The sequence below is a fragment of the Pseudomonas sp. NPDC088429 genome, assembly GCF_044753305.1.
Taxonomy (GTDB): domain Bacteria; phylum Pseudomonadota; class Gammaproteobacteria; order Pseudomonadales; family Pseudomonadaceae; genus Aquipseudomonas; species Aquipseudomonas rustica.
On sequence record NZ_JBIVMX010000001.1, the window covers coordinates 291460 to 313941 of the forward strand.

23 protein-coding genes are annotated in these 22482 nt (G+C 59.9%); 13 read left to right on the plus strand and 10 right to left on the minus strand.

The annotated features are described in order from the left end of the window. The first annotated feature begins 185 nt into the window (after positions 1-185). Positions 186-458: a hypothetical protein gene (locus tag ACIP66_RS01475; RefSeq protein WP_053121300.1), complete on the plus strand. Its 273-nt coding sequence runs from the start codon at positions 186-188 to the stop codon at positions 456-458. 42 nt (positions 459-500) lie between these two features. On the opposite strand, the gene ACIP66_RS01480 is transcribed toward ACIP66_RS01475, so the two are convergent. From ACIP66_RS01480 to ACIP66_RS01490, 3 genes are all read right to left on the minus strand, one after another. After that, positions 501-647, minus strand: a complete 147-nt coding sequence (locus tag ACIP66_RS01480) for a hypothetical protein (protein ID WP_400644642.1) — start codon at positions 645-647, stop codon at positions 501-503. 63 nt (positions 648-710) lie between these two features. Beyond that, positions 711-1022 (minus strand): AzlD domain-containing protein, encoded by a 312-nt coding sequence (locus ACIP66_RS01485; protein ID WP_172680124.1) that lies wholly within the window; start codon positions 1020-1022, stop codon positions 711-713. Beyond that, a complete protein-coding gene (locus ACIP66_RS01490) occupies positions 1022-1720 on the minus strand; it encodes an AzlC family ABC transporter permease (RefSeq protein WP_159814107.1) in 699 nt (232 codons plus the stop codon). The genes ACIP66_RS01485 and ACIP66_RS01490 overlap by 1 nt, the downstream gene beginning before the upstream one ends. A gap of 194 nt (positions 1721-1914) precedes the next feature. On the opposite strand from ACIP66_RS01490, the gene ACIP66_RS01495 reads away from it, so the two are divergent. After that, the gene (locus tag ACIP66_RS01495) at positions 1915-2850 is read left to right on the plus strand and encodes a diguanylate cyclase domain-containing protein (RefSeq protein WP_400644709.1); all 936 of its coding nucleotides are present in this window, start codon (positions 1915-1917) and stop codon (positions 2848-2850) included. Between the two features lie 52 nt (positions 2851-2902). Beyond that, positions 2903-3283 (plus strand): DUF2784 domain-containing protein, encoded by a 381-nt coding sequence (locus tag ACIP66_RS01500; protein ID WP_159814109.1) that lies wholly within the window; start codon positions 2903-2905, stop codon positions 3281-3283. Here the strand turns inward: ACIP66_RS01500 and ACIP66_RS01505 are convergent. After that, a complete protein-coding gene (locus ACIP66_RS01505) occupies positions 3280-3807 on the minus strand; it encodes a DUF3087 family protein (RefSeq protein ID WP_400644646.1) in 528 nt (175 codons plus the stop codon). The two genes, ACIP66_RS01500 and ACIP66_RS01505, sit on opposite strands and share 4 nt — an antisense overlap. 223 nt (positions 3808-4030) lie before the next feature. On the opposite strand from ACIP66_RS01505, the gene ppnN reads away from it, so the two are divergent. Next, positions 4031-5404 carry a nucleotide 5'-monophosphate nucleosidase PpnN gene (gene ppnN, locus ACIP66_RS01510; RefSeq protein ID WP_053121310.1) on the plus strand — a complete coding sequence of 458 codons (1374 nt, stop codon included), beginning with the start codon at positions 4031-4033 and terminating at the stop codon, positions 5402-5404. A 174-nt stretch (positions 5405-5578) separates the two neighbouring features. Here the strand turns inward: ppnN and ACIP66_RS01515 are convergent, their stop codons facing one another. Both ACIP66_RS01515 and ACIP66_RS01520 read right to left on the minus strand, forming a co-directional pair. Then, on the minus strand, positions 5579-6970 hold the full coding sequence (locus ACIP66_RS01515; RefSeq protein ID WP_400644649.1) for an FAD/NAD(P)-binding protein: 1392 nt from the start codon (positions 6968-6970) through the stop codon (positions 5579-5581). Then, a complete protein-coding gene (locus ACIP66_RS01520; RefSeq protein WP_053121314.1) occupies positions 6971-7534 on the minus strand; it encodes a helix-turn-helix domain-containing protein in 564 nt (187 codons plus the stop codon). Positions 7535-7619: 85 nt separating this feature from the next. On the opposite strand from ACIP66_RS01520, the gene ACIP66_RS01525 reads away from it, so the two are divergent. From ACIP66_RS01525 to ACIP66_RS01555, 7 genes are all read left to right on the plus strand, one after another. Beyond that, positions 7620-8561 (plus strand): DMT family transporter, encoded by a 942-nt coding sequence (locus ACIP66_RS01525; RefSeq protein ID WP_400644652.1) that lies wholly within the window; start codon positions 7620-7622, stop codon positions 8559-8561. A gap of 222 nt (positions 8562-8783) precedes the next feature. Further along, entirely contained in the window at positions 8784-11702 is a 2919-nt protein-coding gene (locus tag ACIP66_RS01530) for a monovalent cation/H+ antiporter subunit A (protein WP_400644655.1), read from the plus strand. Then, positions 11702-12046 (plus strand): Na+/H+ antiporter subunit C, encoded by a 345-nt coding sequence (locus ACIP66_RS01535; RefSeq protein ID WP_007910763.1) that lies wholly within the window; start codon positions 11702-11704, stop codon positions 12044-12046. Before ACIP66_RS01530 ends, ACIP66_RS01535 begins: the two co-directional genes overlap by 1 nt. After that, the gene (locus tag ACIP66_RS01540) at positions 12043-13722 is read left to right on the plus strand and encodes a monovalent cation/H+ antiporter subunit D (protein ID WP_400644658.1); all 1680 of its coding nucleotides are present in this window, start codon (positions 12043-12045) and stop codon (positions 13720-13722) included. Before ACIP66_RS01535 ends, ACIP66_RS01540 begins: the two co-directional genes overlap by 4 nt. Next, entirely contained in the window at positions 13719-14207 is a 489-nt protein-coding gene (locus ACIP66_RS01545) for a Na+/H+ antiporter subunit E (RefSeq protein ID WP_053121323.1), read from the plus strand. The genes ACIP66_RS01540 and ACIP66_RS01545 overlap by 4 nt, the downstream gene beginning before the upstream one ends. Then, the gene (locus ACIP66_RS01550; protein WP_003225959.1) at positions 14204-14482 is read left to right on the plus strand and encodes a K+/H+ antiporter subunit F; all 279 of its coding nucleotides are present in this window, start codon (positions 14204-14206) and stop codon (positions 14480-14482) included. The genes ACIP66_RS01545 and ACIP66_RS01550 overlap by 4 nt, the downstream gene beginning before the upstream one ends. Beyond that, entirely contained in the window at positions 14479-14841 is a 363-nt protein-coding gene (locus tag ACIP66_RS01555; protein WP_053121325.1) for a Na+/H+ antiporter subunit G, read from the plus strand. Before ACIP66_RS01550 ends, ACIP66_RS01555 begins: the two co-directional genes overlap by 4 nt. 121 nt (positions 14842-14962) lie before the next feature. On the opposite strand, the gene ACIP66_RS01560 is transcribed toward ACIP66_RS01555, so the two are convergent. The 3 genes from ACIP66_RS01560 to ACIP66_RS01570 all read right to left on the minus strand — a co-directional run bounded on the left by ACIP66_RS01560 (position 14963) and on the right by ACIP66_RS01570 (position 18171). Further along, entirely contained in the window at positions 14963-16060 is a 1098-nt protein-coding gene (locus ACIP66_RS01560) for an extracellular solute-binding protein (protein ID WP_159814126.1), read from the minus strand. 2 nt (positions 16061-16062) lie between these two features. After that, the gene (gene aguA, locus ACIP66_RS01565; RefSeq protein WP_400644664.1) at positions 16063-17187 is read right to left on the minus strand and encodes an agmatine deiminase; all 1125 of its coding nucleotides are present in this window, start codon (positions 17185-17187) and stop codon (positions 16063-16065) included. Between the two features lie 99 nt (positions 17188-17286). Further along, on the minus strand, positions 17287-18171 hold the full coding sequence (locus ACIP66_RS01570; protein WP_159814128.1) for a LysR substrate-binding domain-containing protein: 885 nt from the start codon (positions 18169-18171) through the stop codon (positions 17287-17289). A gap of 253 nt (positions 18172-18424) precedes the next feature. Here ACIP66_RS01570 and ACIP66_RS01575 point away from each other — a divergent pair, with 253 nt between their 5' ends. Beyond that, the gene (locus ACIP66_RS01575; protein WP_400644667.1) at positions 18425-18913 is read left to right on the plus strand and encodes a GFA family protein; all 489 of its coding nucleotides are present in this window, start codon (positions 18425-18427) and stop codon (positions 18911-18913) included. Between the two features lie 194 nt (positions 18914-19107). Next, positions 19108-21315, plus strand: coding sequence for a TonB-dependent siderophore receptor (locus tag ACIP66_RS01580; protein WP_400644670.1), 2208 nt, complete (start codon positions 19108-19110; stop codon positions 21313-21315). Between the two features lie 214 nt (positions 21316-21529). Here the strand turns inward: ACIP66_RS01580 and ACIP66_RS01585 are convergent, their stop codons facing one another. After that, the gene (locus tag ACIP66_RS01585) at positions 21530-22414 is read right to left on the minus strand and encodes a LysR family transcriptional regulator (protein WP_400644672.1); all 885 of its coding nucleotides are present in this window, start codon (positions 22412-22414) and stop codon (positions 21530-21532) included. Positions 22415-22482 lie beyond the last annotated feature (68 nt).

Consider the following 22482-nt stretch of genomic DNA (forward strand, 5'->3'; position numbering starts at 1 on the left):
GACAGGCTCTGTAAAACAGTCGTTTGAGTGAACTAACCGCTTGTCTGACATTTCGATCGTCATACATACATTTTCCAGCGCTAAAGCTAGCATGCGCGCCGCCTTCCGATTGGTATACCAATTGACCAAAGAGTCAATAAATCAGGAATCCACTAAAACATTTACAAGCCTTGCAGAGAAATAAGTTGCGCGACGATTTTGCAATCAAACAGGTCGGTGGCCTGGAGTGTGTCTATCTGTCGATGACAGAACGCTTTGAACTCGACTGTTTTATCGGCCACTACATCAAGACCCGAAACCTGCGTGATGTCCCGAATATTGATCGCATCCTGCGCACCACCCTCGAAGGGTATCCCGGCCACCCGCCGGTGATGGTCAACGAGCTCAATGCCTGGATCGACCGAACCTTGGGCTATCGGGCCTCACACCCCGATTTCACGCAGTTGGAAGATCTGTAAAACCACGAAAAAGCCCCTTGAATCAAGGGGCTTTTTTTTGGATCAAAATTTGCGGTCAGGATCCGACAAGTCCCTGCCTTCATCGCGTTTCCACGTTTGTTCCTTGTGCTTCTCGCGTTCGATCTCTTCTTCGGTCGGTTCGTTTGTGTCATCTTCATCCCGTTGCGGATGTTCTTGCTCAGTCGCCATGCCCACCTCCTGTCACAAGTAAACGGTCATCCTTACAGCGTAGAACAGATTCGCTCAGGCAACTTACAACCACCAACGCAACAAAAAGAAGAACGCCATGCTTAACAACATGCTGAGCAACGTGTTGCGTGTGGCTAGAACAAGGCCAATAGCCACCAATGAACTAAGCAGGTAAGGATTGTCCCACTGCAGATTCAATTGTTTGTCCGGCATGAATACGATTGGCCCGCAGATCGCGGTGAGCATTCCCGGTACGGCAAAACCGAGAAACTGCCGCGCGTTGCTACTCAGGCGCACCGGCAAACGCGGCTCGAGAAACACGTAACGGTTGAGGAACACCAGAATCCCCATGCCGAAAATCACTGCCCAAACCATCATGTGCGCTCCCGATACAGCTTGTTGCAGATAAATCCTGCGGTCATTCCCGCCAGCCCCGACAACACCAGCGCCGAGCCCCACTGCCAATAACTGAACAGCACCGAACAAAACAGCGACACTGCCACGCACACCACCGTCGGTACGTTACGCACCACCGGTGTGATCAGGGCGATGAAAGTGGCGGCAATCGAGAAGTCCAGGCCCAGATGTTCAAGCCCCGGAATGCTGCTGCCGAGGACGATGCCGGCCAGCGTGAACAGATTCCAGGCGATGTAAAACGTCAGGCCCACACCCAGCGCATACCAGCGATTGAACTGCTGGCGATCGTGTTGACTGGTCAAGGCAAACAGCTCATCGGTGAGCAAAAAACCCAGGCCGATCCGCCAGCGTCCCGGTAACGGCGAAATCACCGAACGCATGCTCATGCCGTAAAGCAAATGCTGTGAGGTCAGCAAAACCGTGGTCAGCAGAATCGAGAAAATCCCCGCGCCGCCCTTGAGCATGCCAATCGCCACCAGTTGCGCGGCACCGGCAAACACAATGCTCGACAAGCCCTGCCCTTGCAGCGGCGTGAGATTGGCTTCGATCGCCATGGAGCCGGCCAGCAGCCCCCAAGGCGCCGTTGCCAGTGATAACGGCATGATCGCCACAGCGCCGCGAAGAAACGCACTGCGCGGTAAAAGTGAGTCAGACATAACGCCCTTCAACCAGAGAAACGGCCGAAGACTGTGCCAGCAAACGCTGCTTTTTGGCTTGAACAATCTTGCGCACTTGTGGGAAATCGGCCCGAGTCAGCCGTTCATCGGCCAACTGCTTGCAACGCCTCAATGCTAGCAACATGCTGGCGCTGGATTTTTCCGTTGAAGACTTTTCCGAGACCGTGCCCGCCATGACCGCCATCGACAGCGACGTGTACAAGACCCTGCTCGAATCGACCAAAGCCATTCCGTGGCGAATCGACTGGGCAACCATGACTTTCAGCTACATCGGCCCGCAGATCGAAACCTTGCTCGGCTGGCAGCAAAACAGTTGGGTCGGGGTCAACGACTGGGTCGAGCGCATGCACCCGGACGATCGCGATTACGTGGTGGAATTCTGTGTTTCGCAGTCACGCGCCGGCGTCGATCACGAAGCCGATTACCGCGCACTGACCAGCAACGGCGAGTACGTGTGGATCCGCGATGTCGTGCATGTGGTGCGCAAGGACGGTGAAGTCGAGGCGCTGGTGGGGTTCATGTTCGACATCAGCGAGCGCAAAAAAACCGAAGAACACCTGATCCGCCTGCAAAAGCAGCTGGAAGAATATTCGTTTCAGGACGGTCTCACCGGGATCGCCAATCGGCGCATGTTCGATACCGTGCTCGAACGCGAATGGGCCACCGCGCAACGCAGTGGTTTGCCGCTGTCGTTGCTGATCCTCGATATCGATTATTTCAAGCAGTACAACGATCATTACGGCCACATCAAGGGCGACGAATGCCTGCGTCAGGTCGCGAATACGTTATCGCTGGCGGCCAATCGGCCACGGGACTTTATTGCGCGGATTGGCGGCGAAGAATTCGTCTGGCTGCTGCCGGAAACCGATGCGGAGTCGGCTCGCCTGGTGGCACACAAATGCCTGCACCTGATCCGCCAGCAACAGATCGCTCATGAGCATTCGGCGGTGTCGCCGCTGGTCACCTTGAGTCTCGGGGTTGGCACCACGCAAGTCGCCGTCGGCAGCGATCCGCTGCACTTCGTCGAACAGGTCGACAAGTTGCTGTATCAGGCCAAACACAACGGACGGATGCGCGCCGAGTTCGCCGATTTTCGCACTGACGTGTAAGCACCCGAGCGGCGTAAGATAGCGCCATTCGCAACCACGTCAGGGAGACGACATGCTCTACCGAATCGCAGCCGACGGGCTGGTGCTATTTCATTTGTGCTTTATTTTGTTCGTGCTGTTTGGCGGGTTGCTGGTGCTCAAGTGGCCACGAGTGATGTGGCTGCATTTGCCAGCGGCGGCCTGGGGCGTGGCGGTCGAGGTATTGCACCTGACCTGCCCGCTGACCTACTGGGAAAACCTGATGCGCCACGCCGCCGGGCAGACCGAATACGCCGGCGGTTTTATCGAGCATTACGTCTGGCCGATCATCTACCCGGCCGGCCTCACTCCACAGATTCAACTGGCGCTGGGCAGCGTGGTGCTGGCGGTCAATCTCTTGGTCTACGGGCGCCTGTTCCGCGCATGGAAACTGCGCAGCAAGCAGGCGCTTTAACGCGACGCTTGCTTCAGATTTTCCAGCCAGGCCGGATCCAGCCGCGTCTGCTCGGTATCGAGCCCCAGCGTCTGCATCCGCTCTTTATGCGTTTCGACTTCCCGCCACAGTTGCCCATGATCGCTGGAATTGCCGTCCAGTTCATGCATCTGCGTCAGCCCCAGATGATAGAAGCGCAGCACTTTCATCGCCGTCGGATCGTTCTTCTCCACCGCCGCTGTCACCTGATGCATCACATTGGTGATGCTCATCAGGCTGCGCTTGAGCCGCCAGCTGTACACCGCCGGGGCCATCCAGCTCTGATTCCAGAAGCGCCCACGCAGCAGGGCCGCCGTCAGCAGAAATGCCAGAAACACCCCGCCGACGTTAAACCGCAGGTTATCGCCGCCGGGCTCACCGAACAGCGCGACTGCCACGCTGGAAAACAACATCGCCAGCACCAGGAACAGCACGGCAATGATGATCGTGCTGCGCCGGGTCTGCTGGCGAAAGGTAGCGGCGTCCATCGGCTGAATCTCGAACATCACAAATGACTTCCTTGAGCGACAAAAGGGGCAAACAAAAAAACTCGCCGGCGCATTATCGCCTCCACGAGGGATTTAGCTATGCTGGGGCTCCTTTTCATCTTTTCAGCGTCCAACGGGGACATGGCGGTACAGCGCAGATCGTGCCATCTTCATTCATGGATACACACTATTCGGATGCCATCGCCTAGTCTTGAGATGACATCGTTTTAAGGATCATTGCATGACCCAACGACACGTAATCAATGCCTCGGTCAGCCCGAAAGGCAGCCTGGAAACCCTTTCTCAACGTGAAGTTCAGCAACTGAGCGAAGCCGGATCCGGCAGCACCTACACCCTCTTCCGCCAGTGCGCCCTGGCCATCCTCAACACCGGCGCCCATGTTGATAACGCCAAGACCATCCTCGAAGCCTACAAGGACTTCGAAATCCGCATTCACCAACAGGATCGCGGCGTACGACTGGAGCTGCTGAACGCTCCGGCCGACGCCTTCGTCGACGGCGAGATGATCGCCAGTACCCGTGAGATGCTCTTCAGCGCCCTGCGCGACATCGTCTACACCGAAAACGAACTCGACAGCCAACGCATCGACCTGACCACTTCGCAAGGCATCAGCGACTACGTTTTCCACCTGCTGCGCAACGCGCGCACCCTGCGCCCGGGCGTCGAGCCGAAAATCGTGGTGTGCTGGGGCGGCCACTCGATCAACACCGAAGAATACAAATACACCAAGAAAGTCGGCCACGAACTGGGCCTGCGCAGCCTTGATATCTGCACCGGTTGCGGCCCCGGCGTGATGAAGGGCCCGATGAAAGGCGCGACGATTGCCCACGCCAAACAGCGTATTCATGGCGGTCGTTATCTTGGTTTGACCGAGCCTGGCATCATCGCCGCCGAAGCGCCGAACCCGATCGTCAACGAACTGGTGATCCTGCCGGACATCGAAAAACGTCTGGAAGCATTCGTGCGTGTTGGCCACGGCATCATCATCTTCCCGGGCGGTGCCGGTACGGCGGAAGAATTTCTCTACCTGCTCGGCATCCTGATGCACCCGGACAACCAAGGCTTGCCGTTCCCGGTGATTCTCACCGGGCCGAAACACGCCGCACCGTATCTGGAGCAGCTCGACGCCTTCGTTATCGCAACCCTTGGCGAAGCGGCCAAGCAGCACTACGAAATCATCATTGATGACCCGGCCGAAGTGGCGCGGCAGATGACTCAGGGTCTGAAAGCGGTGAAGCAGTTCCGCCGCGAACGCAATGACGCGTTCCACTTCAACTGGCTGTTGAAAATCGACGAAGGCTTCCAGCGTCCGTTCGATCCGACCCACGAAAACATGGCGAATCTGAAACTGCACCGCGACCAGCCACCGCATGAACTGGCGGCGAATCTGCGTCGGGCGTTTTCGGGGATTGTGGCGGGGAACGTCAAGGACAAGGGCATTCGTTTGATCGAAGAACACGGGCCGTATCAGATCCGTGGTGACGCGGCGATCATGCAACCACTCGACGCACTGCTCAAAGCCTTCGTCGCCCAGCACCGGATGAAACTGCCGGGCGGCGCGGCGTATGTGCCGTGTTATCGCGTGGTGGCGTAACCCTTTGGGTCACCGCCTGACACTGTAGGAGTGAGCCTGCTCGCGATATCGGTCGTTCATTCAACAAGGTTTTTGAAGCGGACGGCCCCTTCGCGAGCAAGCCCGCTCCCACATTTTGAAATGCATTCCAAGTGTGGAGCGGGCTTGCTCGCGAAGAGGTCAGCGCAAACACCCTCAACCCAACAGCCGTATCGCCAAAGCCTTCGCCTGCAACGCCACATCCGTCACCGCCGTACTCTCCCACCACATCCCCCGCAACGGCGGGCCCATCGCAAACAGTCGACTGGCTACACGCCCTTCCGCATCCATCACCGCGCCATCCACTGCCGCAATCCCCAACGCCAACGGCCCTGGTTGCACCAATCCACGCGCGAGCAATTGCTTTGGCAACGGACGCGCCACGCGCCGCCAGTCGTACTCGATGCCACTGGAGTTGATCAACGCTGCACCGTGAACCACAGTGGTCTCAACCTCGCCACGACGGCGGATGCGAATATTCACGCCACCATCAGTTGTCGGCTCTAGCCCTTTAAACGATGCAGCCTGAATCCGCAGCCGCCCTTCACCGTGCAACCGCGCCAGCAATTCAGCACTCAACGGCGGCGAACGATGATGATGGCTTTCCCACCATGGCCGCACATGCCGTACGAATTGTCGCCGCTGCACGTCAGTCGCCTGACTCCACAACCGTCCGATATGTGCCCGAACAGTATCGAGGGGAGCCTGCCAGTCGATGCCTTGCGCGATCGCCTCACGACAATGGCGGCGCAACTCGCGTAGCAACTGCCGTGGTGTTCGAATGCTGTGATCCTCGGCGAGAAAATCCACCCACGGTGGCGGTTGCCGGCGTACGTGCGGCAGCAAGCCATGGCGAGAAAACACTTCGATCGGCCCGCGATGACCAGCCTGCTCCAGCGAAACCACCGCATCGACCATGGTCAGGCCGGAGCCAATGATCAGCACGGTGGATTGCGGATCGAGCTGGCGCATGGCCGCGACGTCCCACGGATCCAGCGCAGCGGCGTTGAGCCCACTGGATTCGGTCTGCGGCGTGCGTGCCGCGGGAAACATGCCCGTAGCGATGACTGCGAATGAACCTTGCAGGTTCTGTCCATCGCTCAAAGTGATCTGCACGCAATCTTCGCGCACCTGCAGATCAACAGCTTCTGAGCGTACATGCTCGACGACCGAACCATATCGAGCGCCGACCGCCCGGGCTTCGGCCAGACGTTGCTGCACGTAGACGCCGAATAATCCGCGCGGCGGGAACAGCTCGCTGGTTGGCACATTCTGCTCCGCAGACTCAGGCCAACCGCCCGCCGCGATGTGCTCGGTCAGCCATTGTGTGAGGTCGTCAGGGTTGTCTGGATCAACGCTCATTCGTGCAGCGTTGCCGTTGAGCGTGTGGCCCAATTCGACCGCGCTGTAGGCCTCACCCCGACCGAGTTCGGCGCGGGGTTCGATGATCAGGATCTTGCGTTGGCCGGGTAGCAGCAGCAATTGGACTGCCAGCATCGTACCGCTGAGGCCACCGCCGATGATCAGGATGTCTGCGCTGTATTCCATTCAAATCACCACATTGCGCACAAACCGCGCCGGCACATCCCCGTCATTGCGATAGGTATGCGGCTGATTACTCGCAAACATAAAAAACTCCCCTGTACCAATATGCTGCGGCACGTCGCCGAGCATCAGCGTCAGGCACCCTTCGAACACATAAATCTGCTCACTCCAGCCCTCGGCATCCGGTTGCGACGGATACACCTCGCCCGGCGCCAGACACCATTCCCACTGCTCGACTTCTCGGGTGGCGGTGGCTTTGGACAGCAGCACGGCTTTACTGCCCGGCAGCGTGCCGGCCCACGCCAGTTCGTTGATGCGGCTCGGATCGCGCGCATCGGGCGCTTGAATCAGATCGCTGAATGCCACTTCCAGCGCGGCGGCGACGCGGTCGAGGGTGGTCAGGCTGACGTTCTTTTCCCCGGCCTCGATCGCTACCAGCATCCGTCGACTGACTCCGGATTTCTCGGCCAGCGCCGTCTGGCTCATGTCGGCAGCGTGACGCAGACGTCTCACGTTGTGGCTGACGTGTTGAAGGACGGACGTTCTTGGGGCGGAATCTTTGGGCACTATATTGCTCACTCGGTGAGGTTGGGCAGTATACTGCGCAACGTTGGGCGCATTGTGCGTCCTGCCTTTTATAGTGCGCAAGGTCATGACGTCGTTGAACAGCTCCCCCACTTCCCTCCGTTTCTCCAGATTCAGCAAGGCCGAGTGCGTGCTGGTGCTGATTACCATGATCTGGGGCGGCACCTTTTTGCTCGTGCAGCACGCAATGACGGTCAGCGGCCCGATGTTCTTCGTCGGCCTGCGATTTGCCGCGGCAGCGTGCATCGTTGCGTTGTTCTCATGGCGTCATCTGCGCGACTTGACCCTGTTCGAGCTTAAAGCCGGCGCCTTTATTGGCGTGGCGATCATGCTCGGATACGGCTTGCAGACGGTCGGGCTACAAACGATCCCGAGCAGCCAGTCGGCGTTCATTACCGCGTTGTACGTGCCGTTCGTGCCGCTGCTGCAATGGCTGGTGCTGGGGCGGCGGCCGGGGTTGATGCCGAGCATTGGCATCATGCTGGCGTTCACCGGCTTGATGTTGTTGTCGGGGCCGTCGGGGGCTTCGCTGAATTTCAGTCCGGGTGAAATTGCCACGCTGATCAGCGCCATCGCGATTGCCGCCGAGATTATTTTGATCAGCACTTACGCCGGGCAGGTGGATGTGCGCCGGGTGACGGTTGTGCAGTTGGCGACAACGTCGGTGTTGTCGTTCCTGCTGGTGGTGCCCACGGGCGAATTGATTCCGGATTTTTCCTGGACGTTGCTGGTGACCGCGTTGGGTCTGGGCGCTGCGAGTGCGGCAATTCAGGTGGCGATGAACTGGGCGCAGAAGAGCGTTTCGCCGACTCGGGCGACGTTGATCTATGCCGGTGAGCCGGTGTGGGCCGGGATTGTCGGGCGAATTGCTGGCGAGCGGTTGCCGGCGATTGCGCTGGTCGGGGCTGGTTTGATTGTCGCGGCGGTGATTGTCAGTGAGTTGAAGAGCAAGGGTAAAGTCGCTGCTGAAGAGGATGATCGCGAATTGGAGCGTGAAAGCGGTCTCTGAGAGCAAGGTCAAAAGATCGCAGCCTTCGGCAGCTCCTACATTGGAATGATCCCCTGTAGGAGCTGCCGAAGGCTGCGATCTTTTAACCCCCTGTGATTCCCTCGAAACAATGCTAAACCGAAATATTCAGACTACTTTGTAGGATTCTGAGACATCCTGGCGTTTGGTGATCGGGGAGCTGGCACGTATGATGCTTCACAAACTTCCGCAGATTAGAAGCCTATGTCCCTGATAGTTCTACTGCTTCTGCCATTCATTGGCAGCTGTCTGGCAGCGGTGCTGCCACACAACGCGCGTAACACCGAATCCCTGTTGGCAGGTCTGGTCGCTCTGATCGGTACCGTCCAGGTCGCGATGCTGTACCCGCAAATCGCCCACGGCGGCGTCATCCGCGAAGAATTCCTGTGGCTGCCCAGCCTCGGTCTGAACTTCGTGCTGCGCATGGACGGCTTCGCCTGGCTGTTCTCGATGCTGGTGCTCGGCATCGGCACACTTGTTTCTTTATATGCCCGTTATTACATGTCGCCGGATGACCCGGTGCCGCGTTTCTTCGCGTTTTTCCTGGCGTTCATGGGCGCCATGCTCGGCCTGGTGATCTCGGGCAACCTGATCCAGATCGTATTTTTCTGGGAGCTGACCAGCCTCTTCTCGTTCCTGCTGATCGGCTATTGGCACCACCGCGCCGACGCCCGACGTGGCGCCTACATGGCGTTGATGGTCACCGGTGCCGGCGGGTTATGCCTGCTGGCGGGGGTCATGATTCTCGGCCATGTCGTTGGCAGCTATGACCTCAACAAGGTCCTGGCCGCCGGCGATCTGATTCGCGCACATGCCCTCTACCCTATCCTTCTGCCCCTCATTCTTATCGGCGCACTCAGCAAAAGTGCGCAGTTCCCGTTCCACTTCTGGCTGCCCCACGCGATGGCGGCGCCGACCCCGGTTTCTGCTTATCTGCACTCGGCGACCATGGTCAAGGCCGGGGTGTTCCTGCTTGCGCGCCTGTGGCCGTCGCTGTCCGGCAGCGAAGAATGGTTCTACATCGTCAGCGGCGCCGGCGCGTGTACGCTGCTGCTCGGCGCGTATTGCGCGATGTTCCAGAATGACCTCAAGGGATTGCTGGCCTACTCGACCATCAGCCACCTCGGCCTGATCACCTTGCTGCTGGGTCTTAACAGTCCGCTGGCCGCCGTCGCGGCGGTGTTCCACATCCTCAACCACGCCACGTTCAAGGCCTCACTGTTCATGGCCGCGGGCATCATCGACCACGAGAGCGGCACCCGTGACATCCGCAAACTCAGCGGCCTGATCAAACTGATTCCCTACACCGCGACCCTGGCCATGGTTGCCAGCGCCTCGATGGCGGGCGTGCCGTTGCTCAACGGCTTCCTGTCGAAAGAGATGTTCTTCGCCGAAACCGTGTTCATCAATGCCACGGCCTGGGTAGAAATGTCCTTGCCGATTGTCGCGACCATCGCCGGCATGTTCAGCGTCGCTTACTCACTGCGCTTCACCGTTGATGTGTTCTTCGGCCCGCCGGCCACCGACCTGCCGCACACCCCGCACGAACCGCCGCGCTGGATGCGCGCGCCGGTTGAGTTGCTGGTGTTCACTTGCCTGCTGGTGGGAATTTTCCCGGCGCAAATCGTCGGCCCGCTCCTCGCCGCTGCGGCGCTGCCCGTGGTCGGTGGTGTGCTGCCGGAATACAGCCTGGCGATCTGGCATGGCCTGAATGCGCCGATGATCATGAGCCTGATCGCTATGTCCGGCGGCATCGTTCTGTACCTGCTGCTGCGCAACCAGTTCAAACTCGGCCGATTCAAATACCCGCCACTGGTGGGACGCTTCAACGGCAAGCGCCTGTTCGAACGCAGCCTGGTGGTGATGATGCGCATGGCCCGTCGCGTCGAGCGGCGTCTGGGCACCAAGCGTCTGCAGATGCAATTGTTCCTGATGGTGCTGGCCGCGGTGCTCGCCGGTCTGATCCCGATGCTGCACAGCACGCTGAGCTGGGGCGACCGGCCGAAGATTCCAGGCTCCATCGTCTTCGTGACCCTGTGGCTGCTGGCGATCGCCTGTGCCCTCGGTGCCGCTTGGCAGGCCAAGTATCACCGTCTCGCCGCACTGACCATGGTCAGCGTTTGCGGCCTGATGACCTGTGTGACCTTCGTCTGGTTCTCCGCGCCGGATCTGGCGCTGACGCAACTGGCTGTTGAAGTGGTCACCACGGTGCTGATCCTGCTCGGCCTGCGCTGGCTGCCACGACGGATCGAAGAGGTTTCGCCGTTGCCGAGCACCCTGCGCAAGGCCCGCATTCGTCGTCTGCGCGACTTGTTGCTATCGATTGCCGTCGGCGGCGGCATGGCGCTGCTGTCCTACGCGATGCTCACGCGGCAGACGCCGAACGACATTTCCTCGTTCTACCTCAGCCGCGCCATGCCCGAGGGCGGTGGCAGCAACGTGGTCAACGTGATGCTGGTGGATTTCCGTGGTTTCGACACCCTCGGTGAAATCACCGTGCTGGTCGCCGTGGCGCTGACCGTGTTCGCCCTGCTGCGCCGTTTCCGCCCACCGAAAGAAAGCATGCAGTTGCCGGCTCAGCAACGCCTGCTGGCACCCGACGTGGTCACCGATCTGGTAAACCCGCGTTCGGCCAGCGACACCGCGCTCGGTTTCATGATGGTGCCGGCGGTGCTGGTACGCCTGCTGCTGCCGATTGCGCTGGTGGTGTCGTTCTACCTGTTCATGCGCGGGCACAATCAGCCGGGCGGCGGTTTTGTCGCCGGTCTGGTGATGTCGGTGGCGTTCATCCTGCAATACATGGTCGCCGGCACGCAGTGGGTCGAGGCGCAAATGAGCCTGCGACCGTTGCGCTGGATGGGCACCGGATTGCTGTTCGCCACCGTCACCGGTTTGGGGGCGATGCTGGTCGGCTATCCGTTCCTCACCACGCACACCTGGCATTTCAGCTTGCCGGTGCTGGGTGACAACCATATCGCCAGCGCGCTGTTCTTCGACGTCGGCGTATACGGCGTAGTAGTGGGTTCAACGCTGTTGATCCTCACCGCCCTCGCCCACCAATCGGTGCGGGGCCACAAGACCGCATCGCTGCCCAAGTCCGTCGCCAGCAAAGGAGCCGTCTGATGGAAGAAGTCATCGCAATCGCCATCGGCGTCCTCGCGGCGTCCGGCGTCTGGTTGATCCTGCGGCCACGGACGTTCCAGGTGGTCATGGGCCTGTGCCTGCTGTCCTACGGCGTCAACCTGTTCATCTTCAGCATGGGCAGCCTGTTTATCGGCAAGGAGCCGGTGATCAAGGACGGCGTGACTCAGGACTTGCTGCACTACACCGACCCGCTGCCACAGGCGCTGGTGCTGACCGCAATCGTTATCAGCTTTGCCATGACCGCGCTGTTCCTCGTCGTTCTGCTCGCTTCGCGCGGCTTGACCGGCACCGACCACGTTGATGGCCGGGAGCCTAAAGAATGATGGCGATGACTCACCTGATCGCCGCACCGATTCTGCTGCCGCTGCTGACCGCCGCCATCATGTTGATGCTCGGCGAACGGCACCGGCCGCTGAAGGCGAAAATCAACCTGTTCTCCAGCCTCGTCGGTCTGTTCATTTCGGTGATGCTGCTGCAATGGACGCAAACCACCGGCGTGCCCGGCTCCATCGGCGTGTACCTGCCGGGCAACTGGCAGGCACCGTTCGGCATTGTCCTGGTGGTCGATCGACTGTCGGCGCTGATGCTGGTGCTGACCGGGATTATCGGCGTCAGCGCCCTGCTCTTCGCGATGGCGCGATGGGACGGCGCCGGTTCGAGCTTCCACGCGCTGTTCCAGATTCAGTTGATGGGCCTGTACGGCGCCTTCCTCACGGCGGATCTGTTCAACCTGTTCGTGTTCTTCGAAGTCTTGCTCGCCGCGTCTTATGGCCTGTTGCTGCACGGCTCGGGTCGGGCGCGGGTGTCGTCGGGGCTGCATTACATCTCTATCAACCTGTTGGCCTCGTCGCTGTTCCTGATTGGCGCGGCGCTGATTTACGGCGTCACCGGCACGCTGAACATGGCGGATCTGGCGCTGAAAATTCCGCTGGTGCCGGAAGCCGACCGTGGCTTGCTGCATGCGGGCGCGGGCATTCTCGCTGTCGCGTTTCTGGCCAAGGCCGGCATGTGGCCGCTGAACTTCTGGCTGGTGCCGGCCTATTCCTCGGCCAGTGCGCCGGTCGCGGCGATGTTCGCGATCATGACCAAGGTCGGCGTTTATACCCTGCTGCGTCTGTGGACGCTGCTGTTCTCCGGGCAGGCCGGTGCTTCGGCGTACTTCGGCGGCGAATGGCTGATCTACGGCGGCATGGTGACCATCGCCTGCGCCGCGCTGGCGATTGTCGCGGCGCAACGTCTGGAGCGCATGGCCAGCCTGAGCATTCTGGTGTCGGCCGGGATTCTATTGTCGGCGGTCGGTTTCGCTCAGCCGAACCTGATCGGCGCGGCGCTGTTGTATCTGGTCAGCTCGACGCTGGCCTTGAGCGCACTGTTCATGCTGGCAGAGTTGATCGAACGTTCGCGCTCGGCCAACGAAATCCCGCTGGAAGACGAAAGCGACATGCTGCCGCGCCCGCAAGAATCCTTGCAACCGCCCAAAGGCATCAACCTCGACGACGAGCAAAAAGCCGTGGTCGGCCAGGTCATCCCGTGGACGATGGCGTTTCTCGGCTTGAGCTTCATCGCCTGCGCCCTGCTGATCATCGGCATGCCTCCACTGTCCGGATTCATCGGCAAACTCAACCTGATAAGCGCCCTGCTCAATCCCTTGGGACTGGGTGCCGGAGAGCCGATTTCGATGGCCGCATGGGCATTGCTGGCATTGCTGATTCTTTCTGGGCTGGGCTCGTTGATGGCGTTCTCGCGCTTGGGTATTCAGCGTTTCTGGACGCCTGAGGAACGACCTTCGCCGCTGCTGCGCAAACTCGAATGCGCGCCGATTTTCCTGCTGCTGGGTTTGAGCATCGTCCTCACCTTTAAGGCTGAGCCGCTGATGCGTTTCACCCAGGCCACCGCCGATGCGCTGAACAATCCGCAGCAGTACGTGATGGCGGTGCTGGGCACCCGCGCCGTACCAAGTCCGGAAGCCAAAGCGGCGATGCTGGAGGTGCAGCCATGAAGCGTATCTTTCCTGCACCGTTGCTGTCGCTGGCGCTGTGGCTGCTATGGCTGGTGCTGAATCTGTCGGTCAGCCCGGGCAATCTGCTGATCGGTGCGATCCTCGGTTTTTGCGCACCGCTGATGATGCGCAAATTACGCCCGAAGCAGGTGCGCATTCGTCGTCCGCTGACGATCCTGCGCCTGCTATTGGTGGTAGGACGCGACGTGGTGGCTTCCAACCTGATCGTGGCCTGGGGCGTACTCAATGCCGGGCGCCGCCCACCTCGCTCCGGGTTTATCAAAGTGCCGCTGGATCTGCGCGACGCCAACGGTCTGGCTGCGCTCGCGGCAATCTGCACCGTGGTGCCCGGCACGGTGTGGTCGGAACTGGCGCTGGATCGCAGCATTTTGTTGCTGCACGTTTGGGATCTGGACGATGAGGCGCATTTCATCGAGCACTTCAAAACCACGTACGAGCGGCCGTTGATGGAGATCTTCGAATGAGCCCATTACTGTCGAACGCGATTTTGCTGACGCTGTTCCTGTTTTCGCTGGCCATGGTGCTGACGCTGATTCGCCTGTTCAAAGGCCCCTCGGCGCAGGATCGGGTACTGGCGCTGGATTACCTGTACATCGTCGCGATGCTGATGATGCTGACGCTGGGTATTCGCTATTCCAGTGACACGTATTTCGAAGCGGCGCTGCTGATCGCGCTGTTCGGCTTCGTCGGCTCGTTTGCCCTGGCGAAATTTCTGCTGCGTGGCGAGGTGATCGAATGAATGCTGAATTGTCTCTGTGGGTCGAGATTCCGGTGGCGATCCTGTTGGTGCTCAGCGGTGTGTTTGCGCTAATCGGTGCGACCGGATTGCTGCGGATGAAGGATTATTTTCAGCGCATGCACCCGCCGGCATTGGCTTCGACGTTGGGCGCCTGGTGTGTGGCGCTGGCGTCGATCATTTGCTTCTCGGCGCTTAAGTCGGGGCCGGTGCTGCATGCATGGTTGATCCCGATTTTGCTGGCGATCACGGTGCCGGTGACCACATTATTGCTGGCGCGGGCGGCGTTGTTTCGCAAGCGTATGGCGGGGGATGATGTGCCGGCTGAGGTGAGTAGTCGGCGGACTGAGGGTGGTAGCTGATTCAGGATTTTGGTTGTCTGGACTGGCGCCTTCGCGCGCAAGCTTTGCTCCTACAGGGGCATGCATTCCGATGTAGGAGCAGAGCTTGCTCGCGAAGGCGTCGGGACATCCAACACAAATCTCAGAGCCCTGACTTCAACCGGCTAAACGCCCGAATCAACGCCCGGTTGAACGCCTTGCCATTGTCATTCTTGCTATACAACGTAGCCCGCACTTCTGCCGAGGGATACGTCCCCGGATCATTGCGAATCGATGCATCCACCAAACCATCCGCCGCCGTGATCGCATTGGCGTAATGGATGGTGTCAGTAATTGGCGCCATCACCTCAGGCGTCATCAGATAATCCATCAACGCCAGCCCGGCCTCGGGATGCGGTGCATCCTTGGGAATGACCATCGCGTCAAACCAGATCAAGGTGCCTTCTTTCGGAATCCGGTAACTGAGCTTGAACGGCTTGTTCGCCGCCTCCGCTTGCCCAGCGGCAATCGCCACGTTGCCGTTCCACGACATCGCCACGCAAGTGTTGCCGTTGGCGAGATCGCTGATGTTAAGGTCATTGTCGAAGTAGCGAATATACGGACGAATCTTCGCCAGTTGCTGCTCGGCGAGTTTCAGGTCATCTAGGTTCTGCCGGTTGATGTCCAGGCCCATGTATTTCATGACCGCCGCAAACACTTCATTCGGATCATTGAGCAGGCTCACCCCGCAGTCGGCGAATTTCGACACCACCGCCGGATCGAACAGCATCGCCCAACTGTCCTTTGGCGCATCGGGCAAACGCTTTTTGACCGCCTCCTCCTGATAGCCCACGCCCGTGGTGCCCCACGCGTAGATCCCCGCGTAACGATTGCCCGGATCGAACACCGCCATGTGCTGACGGAACTCTTCCCCGACGCCGGCAAAGTGTGGCACCCGCGCCTTGTCCAGTGGCTGGATCGCACCGCTTTCGATGGCCCGCGACAGATGCTGCCCAGCGGTGAGCACCAAGTCGTAGCCACTGCGCCCGGTGAGCAGTTTGGTTTCGACGGTTTCCAGCGAATCGAAATGATCGGCAACCACATGAATGCCGGTTTTTGCCTCGAAATTCTTCAAGGTATCCGGGGCCAGATACTCGCCCCAGATGTACAAATTAACCACCGGTTTGGCGGTGTCGGCAGCCTGCACACACAAGGGTGCAAGCACCAGCAATAACGCTTGAGTCAGTTTGTGCAGGCGCATGGTCACGCTCCCTTCTTATGGTCAGGGGTGCAGGCGTACTGCGGCATGGTGATGCACGCCACGTTGCCGCCGCCAAGCAGAATTTCCCGGGAGTTTTCAATGCCGACGATCTTGTGCTGCGGGAACAGTTCGGCCAGCGTCGCCATCGCGACTTTGTCCTGACGATCACCAAACAGCGGCACCACGATCGAGCTGTTGCCGGCGTAATAGTTGATGTACGACGCGCAGATTTTCGTACCGGCCTGACGGGTGTGGGTGCTGTCCTGCTGATCCAGTCCTTCGGCTTCTTCGGCGGTCCATTCGAGCACGTCCGGTTGCGGCAGTTTATGCACGATCAGTTCACGGCCACGGCTGTCGCGGGTGCTGCGCAGAATGTCGTAGGCCTCTTGATAGATTTCCCATTGCGGATCGTCGCGATTGTCGGTCCATTGCAGCACCACTTCACCGGGCCGAATGAAGCAGGCGAGATCGTCGACATGACCGTCGGTTTCGTCGAACTTGCAGCCGCGTGGCAGCCAGATCACTTGTTCGGCGCCGAGGTAATCGGTGAGTCGGTGGGTGACTTCCTCTTTGCCCAGATGCTGATTGCGATTGCGGTTGAGCAGGCACTGTTCGGTGGTGAGGATGCTGCCCTGACCGTCGCTCTGGATGCCGCCAAGTTCAGCGATCAACGGTGCGCGGTAACGGTCGAAACGTTCGATTTCGAGGATTTTGCTGGCGATCTGATCGTCTTTGTCCCACGGGTAATAGAGACCGCCGTCGAGGCCGCCGTAAGCGTTGAATTCGAAATCGACGCCGCGCACTTCGCCACTCTGATCATTGACCACAAAGCACGGGCCGCTGTCGCGGAACCAGGTGTCGTTGCAGGTCATCTCGACCACGCGCACTTGCGGCGGCAACTGGCGACGGGCCGTGGCGAATTGTGCAGCGGAGGCGCAAACGGTGACCGGTTCGCTGTGGGAGATGGCGGTAACGATCTGCACCCAGACTTTCTGCGCAGGCTTGGCACCGTTGCGCCAGACGTCAGTGCGCTCCGGCCAGCCGAGCCAGCAGCCGGACTTGCTTTCGAATTCGCCGGGCAGACGGAAGCCGTCGTGTTTAGGGGTGGAGTCGAGCAAACGTGCCATGGTCAAACCTCGTCTTCGCGATGGGAATGACCACACGGTACGGGCGTTGGCGGAGGGCCCGCCAACGATGAATATTGCGGAACAGTTGAATTCAACTCATCAATCAGCGAGCTGATCGTTGAACCATTCAAGCATCTGCGCCACCGCCGGACGCTCCATGCGCACCCGTTCGCAGACCAGCGCGTATTGGCCGAGCGCAGTCATGCTGGAGGTAAATGGCCGCACCAGCCGCCCGCTCTGCAAATCTTCCTGCGCGGTGAGGTTGTCGCCCATCGCCACGCCCTGCCCTTGCGCCGCGGCTTCCAGCGCCAAACCCGCGTGAGCGAAATACAACTGACGCTGCGGACGCTGATCGCCGGCATGGCTGGTGAGCCACGCGGTCCAGGTCTTACCGTCCTGATCATCGTGCAGCAAACAGTGGCGGGCCAGATCCTTGGGCGTCTTCAGCGTGCCTTGGTTGAACAGGCCGGGGCTGCACACCGGGAAGAACTGCAGCGCCGGCAACGGTCGAACGAAGTAAGCGCTGCTGTCGACCGGGCCGGTGCCGTAGGTGATGGCGAGGTCGATGTCTTCGCCGGGGCCGCTGGCGTCGATTGGTTGTTCGTAGAGGTGCAACGTGATGTGCGGGTAGCGCGCGTAGAAATCGGTGAGGCGGCTCATCAGCCACTTTTGCGCAAGTTCGGCGGTCACGGCCAGGCGCAGCACGGCCAGCGAGGATGGATCGCGCAATTCATCGCAGGCGTCGCCGATCAATTCGAAAGCTTGCTGCAGGCTTTGCATCAGGCGGCCAGCGGCGATGGTCGGGCGGATTTGCCGGCCTTCGCGGATGAACAGAGAGACGCCGAGTTGTTCTTCGAGCTGGCGGATCTGGTGGCTGACGGCGCTGTCGGTGACGCACAGTTCGGCAGCAGCGCGACCGAAATGCGCGTGACGAGCGGCGCATTCGAAGGTTCGCAGCGCGGCCAGTGAGGGGAGTCGTCGCATGGGTTGTTGATCCCTGTTTTTAGGCGGACATGCTGACCGGCCGGACTGCGCCAGTCCAGTAGGAGCTGCCGCAGGCTACGATCTTTTGGTCTTGTTTGACCAACCAAAGTCAAAAGATCGCAGCCTGCGGCAGCTCCTACAGGGGCATGCATTTCAAAATGTGGGAGCGGGCTTGCTCGCGAAGGCGGCGGCACATTCACCACAACTCTTCTAGGCTAACCCGAACCATCCCAGCCAACCGGAGGCCCCCATCATGCACCTCGAAGGCTCCTGCCACTGCGGCGCGGTCACGTTCAGCCTGACCAGCGCCCACCCCTATCCGTATCAACGCTGCTACTGCTCGATCTGCCGCAAAACCCAGGGCGGCGGCGGTTACGCGATCAACCTTGGCGGCGACGCGACCACGCTCAAGGTGCAGGGTCGCAAGAACATCACGATTTACCACGCAAAGATGAAAGACCCAGGCGAAAAACGCGCTCACCGCAGCAGCGCCGAACGGCATTTCTGCGCATTGTGCGGCAGCGGTTTGTGGCTGTTCAGCCCGGAGTGGCCGGAGCTGATCCACCCGTTCGCCTCGGCCATCGACACCGCGTTGCCGGTACCGCCGGAACACACGCACTTGATGCTCGGCTCGAAGGCGCCGTGGGTCGAAGTCGACGCCAAAGCCAAGGACAAGCAGTTCGACGTCTACCCCGAAGAATCCATTGCGCAGTGGCATGAACGCCTCAACATAACCTGCTAACCACACCCTGTGTAGGAGCTGCCGAAGGCTGCGATCTTTTGATCTTGATTTTAAAGATCAAAAGATCGCAGCCTTCGGCAGCTCCTACACAGGGGGCATTAATTTTATGTACGCAGTTCCCCTTTGCCGTTCTCGTTCGGTTAACCCCTCAGAAGCACTTCAACTACCGATCGATTCGATGCAAAGGGATCTCCATGTCGCACGTCCGTTTTCGTTTTGCCTTGTGCCCGTTGGCGCTGGCCCTGCTGAGCCTTCACGCGCATGCCGCTGAAACCGTCGCTAAAACCGATGAAGCCCTGCAACTGGGCGCCACCAATATTTCCGCGCAAGGCCTCGGTGCGGTCACCGAAGACACCCATTCCTACACCACCGGCGCGACGTCGTCGGCCACCGGCTTGCCGCTGTCGATTCGCGAAACACCGCAATCGGTCACGGTCATCACCCGCCAGCAAATGGACGATCGCGGCGTGCAAAGTGTCGGTGATGCACTGCGCAACACCCCCGGCATTTCCACGCAAAAGTACGACAGCGACCGCACTGAGTTTTCCGCGCGCGGCTTCGCTATCACTAATTTCCAGTACGACGGCGTGAACATTCCGTACGACGGCGTGTACGGCGAAAACCCGAACAACGGTGACGACGCCGCGAGCGTTGATCGCGTCGAAGTGATCAAAGGCGCGACCGGCCTCATGACCGGTAACGGCGATCCATCGGCCACCGTCAATCTGATCCGCAAGAAGCCGACCAAGGAATTCAAAGCGTCAATTAGCGGCACCGTCGGTTCGTGGGATGCCTATCGCACCGTCGGCGATATCTCCGGGTCGCTGACCGATTCGGGCAACGTGCGCGGGCGTTTTGTCGGTGCCTATTCGGACAAGAATTCCTACCTCGATCACTACAGCCAGAAGAAAGACCTGTTCTACGGCATCCTCGAAGCCGACCTGAGCGACGACACCCTGCTGACCTTCGGCATCGACAAATCCAGCACCACGCCGCGCGGCAGTTCCTGGACTGGCAACCCGGTGTACTTCAGCGATGGCGGCCGCACCGAATTCCCGCGTCATTTCAACTCCGGTGCTGACTGGAGCCGCCGCGATTTCGACAACATCACCTACTTCGCCTCGCTGGAGCAGGCTCTGGCGAATGACTGGAAATTCAAGGTCAGCCTCGACCAGAAAACTACCGATCACGATACGCAACTCGCCTCGGCCAGCGGTGGCAATCCTGATCGCGCCACCGGCGAGGGCATGTTCTTGTATTGGGGCCGCTGGGAAGGCCATCGCGTGCAGAACACCGCCGACGTCAACGTCTCCGGCCCGTTCACCTTGGGCGGTCGCGAGCATGAGCTGATTGCCGGCGTGATGACCGCGCACTCGCGCCAGACCGGTTCGACCTACGACACCAGCGCCTTCTCGCAAGTACCGGGGAGCATTTACGACTGGAACGGTGAACTGCCGAAACAGCAATTCCCGAAGAACGGTAAATACGAGCGCACCCAAAGCCAGAACGGCGTGTACCTGGCCACGCGCCTACACCCGACGGACGACCTGTCGGTGATTCTCGGCAGCCGCTTGAGCACCTTCAAGTACAACGAAGATTACGGCTACATCCCCGGCGCCGGGCTGGACGATACCCACGCCAGTTACAAGGAACACGGTGTGGTCACGCCTTACGCCGGGCTGCTCTACGACCTCAACGACACCTACTCGCTGTACGCCAGTTACACCAGCATCTACCAGCCGCAGACCTACAAGGACATCAACGGTTCGACCCTCGCCCCGGTCGAAGGCGACAGCTATGAGGCAGGCTTGAAAGCGGCGTATTTCGACGGTCGATTGAATGCCGCGCTGGCGTTCTTCCGCATCGAACAGGACGGCGTCGCCGAATCGATCGGCACCAACCCGGTGACCAACGAAGGCATCTACAAATCCATCGACGGCGCGACCACCCAAGGCGTGGAACTGGAACTGGCCGGCGAACTGGCCGAGGGCTGGAACGTCTCCGCCGGCTACACCTACGCGCGCACCCGCGATGCCGATGAGCAGCGCATTTACGGGTACCCACTGTCGACCACTAAACCTGAGCATGTGGTGCGCACCTTCACCACCTATCGACTGTCCGGTGCGCTGGACAAGGTTACCGTCGGTGGCGGCGTGAGCTGGCAGAGCGCGTTCTACGGCAACATCTACAGCGCCCCGGCCGGCGATTACACGCGGATCAAGCAAGGTGGCTACACCCTCGTCGACCTGATGACGCGTTATCAGTACAACGAAAACCTGAGCTTCACGGTGAATGCCAACAACGTGTTCGACAAACAGTACCTGACGGGGCTGGGCAACTTCGACACCACGTTCTACGGCGAGCCGCGCAATGTGATGCTGACGACGAAATGGGATTTTTGATCCAGCGCTGAATTGGTTTTTTCAGGGCTGGCCTCATCGCGAGCAGGCTCACTCCTACAAGGTTTGGTGGTGCCTACAATATTTGGACACGACAGATAACCCATGTAGGAGTGAGCCTGCTCGCGATAGCGGTGGGTCAGTCACAGTTGTTTTGACTGGGCTGACGCCTTCGCGAGCAAGCTCGCTCCCACAGGGGGGATTTTAGTGTGTCAGGCTAGCCGCGCAGCAGGTGCTGTTCGGCTTCACACAACCCCACCACATAGTCCCAAACCACCCGCAGCCGCACCGACTTGTGCAGTTCCCGCCGTGTGCTGATCCAGTAGCTGCGCTCGATGCTCTCATCCGGCAGTAACGGCACAAGATCAGGATCCGACGCCGCCATGTAGCAAGGCAACACCGCAATCCCCAACCCCGACCGCGCCGCTTCCTGCTGGGCAATCACGCTGGTGCTGTGAAACACCACCCGAGGGCTGCGGCAGAAGCTGTTGAGGAACATCAGTTCCTGGCTGAACAGCAAATCGTCGACATAACCGATCCACGCATGCCGGCCCAAATCTTCACGGCTTTGCAGCGGCGGCGCTTTGTCGAGGTAGCTTTGGCTGGCATAGAGCGCCAATCGATAATCGGTGAGTTTGCGTGTGACCAGCATGTCCGCCGCCGGCCGTTCCAGATGAATACTGATCTCCGCTTCGCGATTGAGAATGCTGACAAATCGCGGCACGGCGACCAATTCCACTTCCAGTCCCGGATAGCGCTCGAACAAGCCGATCATGCGGCTGGCGAGGAATTTGATGCCCAGCCCTTCGGTGACGCCCACGCGAATCTTGCCCAGCGGCGCCGTCGATTGAGTGATTTCTTCCTGCGCCAGCAACGCGACGTTCTCCATCGCCTCCGCATGCTTGAGCAGCGCCTCCCCCGCCGGGGTCATCTCATAGCCCTGCGCATGCTGGACAAACAAAGCAGTGCCGAGGCTTTTTTCGATGGCTTCGATGTGGCGGGCGACGGTGGCGTGGGTGGTGTTGAGGCGCCGGGCGGCGGTGAGCAGGCGGCCGCTGCGTTGCAGTTCGAGAAAAAACCGCAGGTCGTTCCAGTCGAACATGCTGTGTCCTTGTCGGCTATTGTCTAGTGAGGCTGTTTAAAAACGCACAGCGGCTGCGCAAAAACTAA